Genomic DNA, 6075 nt, shown 5'->3' on the forward strand with positions numbered 1-6075 from the left:
AAAACGGTCTCAAAGACTTCTTTGACTTCTTAAACCATAAAAATGATAATCCTAAAGCTATAAGCTTAAAATCTAATGATGAGTTTGGAGTTATGGCTAAACTTATAAACGATAATACATCTAATATAAAAGATTCTATGGAACAAGACAATAAAGCAGTAAAAGAGTCTTTAGAAAAAGCAAATGAAGTTGAGAATGGAAATTTAAAAGCTAGGATAAATACTATACCATCTTCACCTGGACTTGAGAAGTTAAGACAAGTATTAAATAAGATGTTAGATACGTTAGAAAGAAAAATAGGAAGCGATATAAATGTTATTCAACAAACATTTGATAGTTTCAAAGAGTTAGATTTTACATCAAGAATTCCAAACGCTAAAGGTGAAGTCGAAAGAGTAACAAATCTTTTAGGAGATGAGATAGCTAAGATGTTAAAAGATAATCTAGCTCAAGCTAATAATCTTAAAGAAAAAGCAAATAGCCTAAAAGGATACGTAGAAAATCTAAATGAAAGCGCAAGCTCTCAAGCTAACTCACTTCAAGAAAGTGCAGCAGCCGTTGAAGAGATGAGTAGTTCTATGAGTTCTATCAATGAAAGAGCGGGAGAAGTTATAAAACAGTCTGAGGATATTAAGAATATAATTACTATTATACGCGATATAGCAGATCAAACAAACTTACTAGCATTAAATGCAGCTATAGAAGCAGCCAGAGCCGGAGAGCACGGTAGAGGATTTGCTGTTGTTGCAGATGAAGTAAGACAACTAGCTGAAAGAACCGGAAAATCTCTAGCAGAAATTGAAGCAAACGTAAACATATTATCTCAAGGAATCAATGAGATGAGTCAAAGCATAAATGAGCAAACTGAAGCAATTAACCAGATAAATGAAGCTGTTGCTACGGTAGATGAGCAGACTAAACAAAATGTCACTATAGCTCAAAATAGTAATAAGATAACTAATGAGGTGGAGAGTATAGCAAATATCATCGTAGATGAAGTTAAAAAGAAAAACTTCTAAACACCCGTTTTATAAGTGCCTTAAAGGCACTTATAAATATATTATCATTATATCCGAAACACAAAACGAACCAAATAGCTTATTTGTAAATTTATGCTACAATCATTTTAAATTTAGAAAATTCAAGGCTCATAAATGAAAAGTTATAATGATAGTTTAAAAGATCTTTTGAGCTCGGCTCCTACTTGGGATAGAGTAGAAAGAATAGCTCTTAGCGCATCTCTTGGAAGAGTCGTATGTCATGATATAGCAGCTAAAAGCGACTATCCTGAGTTTGAGACTTCGGCGATGGACGGATACGCCGTTAAATTTAGCGATATGAACCTAAAAAAATTAAAAATTATAGGTTGTTTGCCTGCCGGAGTTAAAGGTGAAGATATAAGCATAAAAAGCGGAGAATGCATCAAAACCTTTACGGGAGCTATTATATGCAACGGCGCCGATACGTTAATTCCGATAGAAAACGTAACTGCGAACAAAGACTACATAGATATAAATACACAGGTAAAAAAAGGGTTTGCTGTAAGAAAAATCGGTGAAAGCTACAAAAAGGGTGATATTCTCATAAAAAAAGGGGCAAAACTTAGTTACTCTGAATTAGGACTTTTAGCCGAACTCGGCATTAGCTACGTAAATGTTTTTGTTCGTCCGAAAGTAGCCGTTTTAAGCACCGGAAGCGAGATAGTGGATATAGGTGAAATTCCTACAAACAAAGCTCAAATTCATAGTTCAAATCATATTGCTATAGCAAATATGCTTTGGTTGATGAACTGCGAAGTAGTAACTTTACCTGTTATAAAAGATGATTTAAATTTAATAAAACAAACGATAAAAAGTGCACTTAAAAGCTGCGATTTTTTGATTACTACGGGCGGAGTAAGCGTTGGGGATTTTGATTTTATAAGAGATATTATGGGAGATTTTGAACTCGTGGTAAATAAAGCTGCCATAAAGCCCGGACGCCACGTAAAAGTAGCAAAACTAAGTGAAAAATATATATTTGCTCTTCCTGGATTTCCGTATTCTGCTATGGTGACGTGCGCTCTTTATTTTAGAGAGTTTATAAATAAAATTTTATGTTTGCAAGAAAACTATAGATTTAAAGCGATTTTAGATGAACAATACGTTAAAAAATCGGATTTTGAAGAGTTTAGTGCTGCTAGCATAGAAAATGAAAACGGTATTATAAAAATATCAACTTCAACGAAAAAATCAGGTTCTTCGGCAATTGTTTCAAACTTAAATAACAAAGCCGTATTGCTAAATTGTCCTTTAGAGAGAGACAAACTAGAAAAAGGTGAAGTAGTCGAGTATATTATTATGCTTTAATTTTTAAATTTGGATTACATTTACGATTTTAGCAGTATAATTCCAGCCAAATTTAAATAAAGGCATAATAAATGCAATTTATCATAGATGGCGTAGAGTTTCATAAGTTTGCCATAACTACAAAACCGCTTATGGAACATTATTTGAGCGAGCTTGGAAATGAACTTGAAGTAGATATCAGCGACTACACGTTTGCCGCAAATTACATATGGCTTGAAAATGCAAGCGGATTTTATGCGATCATAGAAGATTCATTTTGTCTATTTAGTATGGCAGGAAGCGAGTTAAGTATGCTTTTACCGCCTCTTGGTAAACTTTGCAATCTGAAAAAAGCAATAGAAAAATGCTTTAATGCGATGAATGAAAATAATACCAAAACTCATTACACAAGAATAGATTATGTTGCTGGATCTATTTTGGAAAAATTTGCCGCTCAAATAGAAAACGGAGCTAGTATATTTGATGCTTTTGAGGAGTACATTTTTGAAAAACAACTTGTGGATTATATTTACAAAAGCGATGATTTGATAGAACTTAAAGGCAATTCATACCATACAAAACGCACAGAAATTAATAAATTTAAAAACACATATCCAAATTTCAAAATCGAAACATTAGATCCAAAAGCCCACAGAGAGATAATAATAGATTTAGCAAACAAATGGGCGGCTGAGCGAATAAAATATATGCCGGCTGAAAAAATGGATGATTTTTTAGAAGGAATTTATCAAGAAAAAGCTGCTATAAAAAGAATGTTGGACCACTATGAAAAACTTGAATTAATCGGTATAGTTTTGTTCATAGACGATGAAATCAAAGGTTTTAGCGTCGGTGAAAAAATAAATGATGGAGTGGCTAGCGTGATCATAGAAAAAACAGATTTTGCTACTCTTGGTTCAGCGCAATTTATATTTAGAGAGTTTAGCAAAGTACTAAAAAACATATATAATTGCGACTTTATAAATGTCGGCGACGATATGGGATTTGAAAATTTAAAGAAAGTTAAGATGAGCTACAGACCAAACCACCTTGAAATCAAATACTCTATATATCAAAAACAATGACTATTCAACCAGCAAACAATAAAGATATAAATGAGCTTGCAAATTTAGAAACAAGTATTTTTGATAAGCTGAATTTTCCTATTTCAAAAGCAAGTTTTAGATATCATATAAAAAGAAATTTGATATTAAAATACGTCGATGAAGGTGAAATTTTAGGTTATATTTTAGTTTTAACAAGCTTTAAAATACCTAGAATTTATTCTCTTGGAGTCTCTTTGCAAGCAAGAGGAAAAGGCGTTGGAGCTGCATTATTAGGAGACATATGTTCTAAATTTAAAAATCTAAGATTAGAAGTTAGAAAAGATAATATAGGTGCGATAAAGCTTTATGAAAAATTTGAATTTAAGAATAAAAAGCTCATCCGCGCATATTATGATGACGGAATGGATGCGATAGAGATGGTTAAAACTTAATATCTTTTAAGTTAATTTCAAATAAAAGCCAGTTCAAATAGATACTTCGGCTATTATGAAAACTCTTAAATTAATATTACAAAAACATTAAAAATTTGTTATAATATCTACAAAGTCAGTTTGACTTATACAAATACAAGGAATTCTTATGAATACAAAATGGTTTATCGTTTCAGGTGGAGTTTTGGGTGTTTTAGCGGCACTTTTAGTGCAAGCCGGCAATCCGGGCAATATGGGAATTTGCGCAGCTTGCTTTCTTAGAGATAGCGCGGGGGGCTTTAGGATTTCATAAAGTAGAAGCGTTGCAATATCTAAGACCGGAGATCTTGGGGCTTATCATAGGCGGCTTTTTAGCAAGTTTATTTTGGACGAAAGAATTTGCACCAAAAAGCAGTCCCGCGGCATTTTCAAATTTCTTTTTAGGCGTTTTTGCGATGATAGGAGCGCTCGTATTTTTGGGTTGTCCTTGGCGCGCATTTTTACGTCTTGGTGGCGGAGATATGACTGCGATAGCGGGATTTTTAGGACTAGGAGTCGGGGTCGGGGTCGGAATGTTTTTTAAAAGCAAAGGTTACAAAACAGAAAAAAGCGTAGCCGTTAGTAAAAATTTAGGTATTTTGCCTGTAATTTTTAGCGTTATTTTACTTTTGGCTCTAGTTTTTGGACTAAAAGCCGGAAACGGTGCACTTTTTACGTCTATAAAAGGTCCTGCTAGTGAGCATGCTGCTATAGCGGTCTCTTTGATAGCTGGAGTTTTAGTTGGTGTATTTATGCACAAAAGTAAGTTTTGCTCAGTAGGCGCATTTTCAAAAGCTTTTAGAGGCGATTTTTCTATGTTTTGGGGCGTGATATCTATCATCGTTTTTGCAAGCATAACAAATTTAGCTTTGGGTCAGTATAAATTTGGTTTTGAAGCTCAACCCATAGCTCACAATGACTTTATATGGAACTTTTTAGGCATGGTTTTAGCGGGGCTTTGCTTTAGTCTTAGCGAAGGTTGTCCAGGAAAACATCTTGTGCAAATGGGGACTGGAAATTTAGGATCTGCTATATTTGTCATAGGAATGATGGCCGGAGCCGGATTTGCTCATAACTTTTTACTTGCAAGCTCAGGAGCCGGAATAACTGCTTACGCACCATACGCGGTCGGACTTGGATTTATATTTGCCATTTATCTTGGATTGTTTAACAAAAAATCGACAATATAAAATAAGTGCCAAAAAGGCACTTATTGCTTAAAACTTCTTCCTCTTAACCTCACTAACCACTTCATTAGCTATAGTTTCTACTTCTATAGTAACTCTGTCCGTATTGCTAGCTATAGCAAGGTTTTGTTTAGTCTGTTCATCTACGTTAGCAACAGCTTCATTTATCTGGTTAATTGCTTCGGTTTGTTCGCTTATACTTTGGCTCATTTCATTTATGCTTTGGCTTAGTATATTAACATTGGCTTCAATCTCTCCTAAAGACTTTTGAGTTCTCTCAGCTAGCTGTCTTACTTCATCTGCAACAACAGCAAATCCTCTACCGTGATCTCCAGCTCTGGCTGCTTCTATAGCAGCATTTAATGCTAGTAAGTTTGTTTGATCTGCTATATCGCGTATAATAGTAATTATATTCTTAATATCCTCAGACTGTTTTATAACTTCTCCCGCTCTTTCATTGATAGAACTCATAGAACTACTCATCTCTTCAACGGCTGCTGCGCTTTCTTGCAGTGAGTTAGCTTGGCTTCTTGCACTATCGTTTAACGTAGTTACGTACTCTTTTAAGCTATTTGCTTTTTCTTTAAGATTGTTAGCTTGATTTAAATTATCTTTTAGCATCTTAGTTATCTCATTACCTAAAAGATTAGTAACCTTTTCAACCTCTCCTTTGGCATTAGGTATATTAGAGGTAAAATCAAGATTTTTAAAATCATCAAATGTTTTTTGAATAACATTTATATCAGATCCTATCTTGCCTTGAAGAGTATTTAGCATACTATTTAATACGTCTTTTAACTTTTTAAGTCCAGGAGAGTCCGGTTCATGCATTATTCTAGCTCCTAGATTTCCTTTTTCAACTTCACTAGCTCTAACTAATGCTTCTTCTACTGCTTTAGCATCTTTATCTAAAGACTCTTTTATAGAGCTTATATTAGAATTAATAAGACTAGCCATAACTCCAAACTCATCATTTGATTTTAAGCTTATAGCTTTAGGATTATCATTTTTATGGTTTAAGAAGTCAAAGAAGTCTTTGAGACCA

General features: G+C 33.9%; 5 protein-coding genes and 1 pseudogene. 5 read left to right on the forward strand and 1 reads right to left on the reverse strand.

Going from position 1 to position 6075, the window contains the following annotated elements; translation table 11 throughout:
• From RVY88_RS09040 to yedE, 5 genes and pseudogenes are all read left to right on the forward strand, one after another.
• Window positions 1-1019, forward strand: a 1019-nt coding sequence (locus tag RVY88_RS09040) for a methyl-accepting chemotaxis protein (protein WP_317051299.1), incomplete at its 5' end; no start/stop codon positions are given.
• Between the two features lie 135 nt (window positions 1020-1154).
• Window positions 1155-2348 (forward strand): molybdopterin molybdotransferase MoeA, encoded by a 1194-nt coding sequence (locus RVY88_RS09045; RefSeq protein ID WP_162167629.1) that lies wholly within the window; start codon window positions 1155-1157, stop codon window positions 2346-2348.
• A 71-nt stretch (window positions 2349-2419) separates the two neighbouring features.
• The gene (locus tag RVY88_RS09050) at window positions 2420-3412 is read left to right on the forward strand and encodes a DUF2156 domain-containing protein (RefSeq protein WP_162167628.1); all 993 of its coding nucleotides are present in this window, start codon (window positions 2420-2422) and stop codon (window positions 3410-3412) included.
• A complete protein-coding gene (locus tag RVY88_RS09055) occupies window positions 3409-3825 on the forward strand; it encodes a GNAT family N-acetyltransferase (RefSeq protein WP_162167627.1) in 417 nt (138 codons plus the stop codon). Before RVY88_RS09050 ends, RVY88_RS09055 begins: the two co-directional genes overlap by 4 nt.
• 148 nt (window positions 3826-3973) lie before the next feature.
• A pseudogene (yedE, locus tag RVY88_RS09060) lies at window positions 3974-5033 on the forward strand (YedE family putative selenium transporter).
• A gap of 27 nt (window positions 5034-5060) precedes the next feature.
• Here the strand turns inward: yedE and RVY88_RS09065 are convergent.
• Window positions 5061-6075: methyl-accepting chemotaxis protein (locus RVY88_RS09065; RefSeq protein WP_235600380.1), on the reverse strand; the 1015-nt coding region annotated here is incomplete at its 5' end.

Source organism: Campylobacter sp. TJR-1 (assembly GCF_032840035.1).
GTDB lineage: Bacteria > Campylobacterota > Campylobacteria > Campylobacterales > Campylobacteraceae > Campylobacter > Campylobacter fetus.

Bases quoted from the DNA above. Each gene is read 5' to 3' on its own strand.
- RVY88_RS09045 (WP_162167629.1), top strand. From the start codon at position 1,155: ATGAAAAGTTATAATGATAGTTTAAAAGATCTTTTGAGCTCGGCTCCT.
- RVY88_RS09055 (WP_162167627.1), top strand. From the start codon at position 3,409: ATGACTATTCAACCAGCAAACAATAAAGATATAAATGAGCTTGCAAAT.
- RVY88_RS09050 (WP_162167628.1), top strand. From the start codon at position 2,420: ATGCAATTTATCATAGATGGCGTAGAGTTTCATAAGTTTGCCATAACT.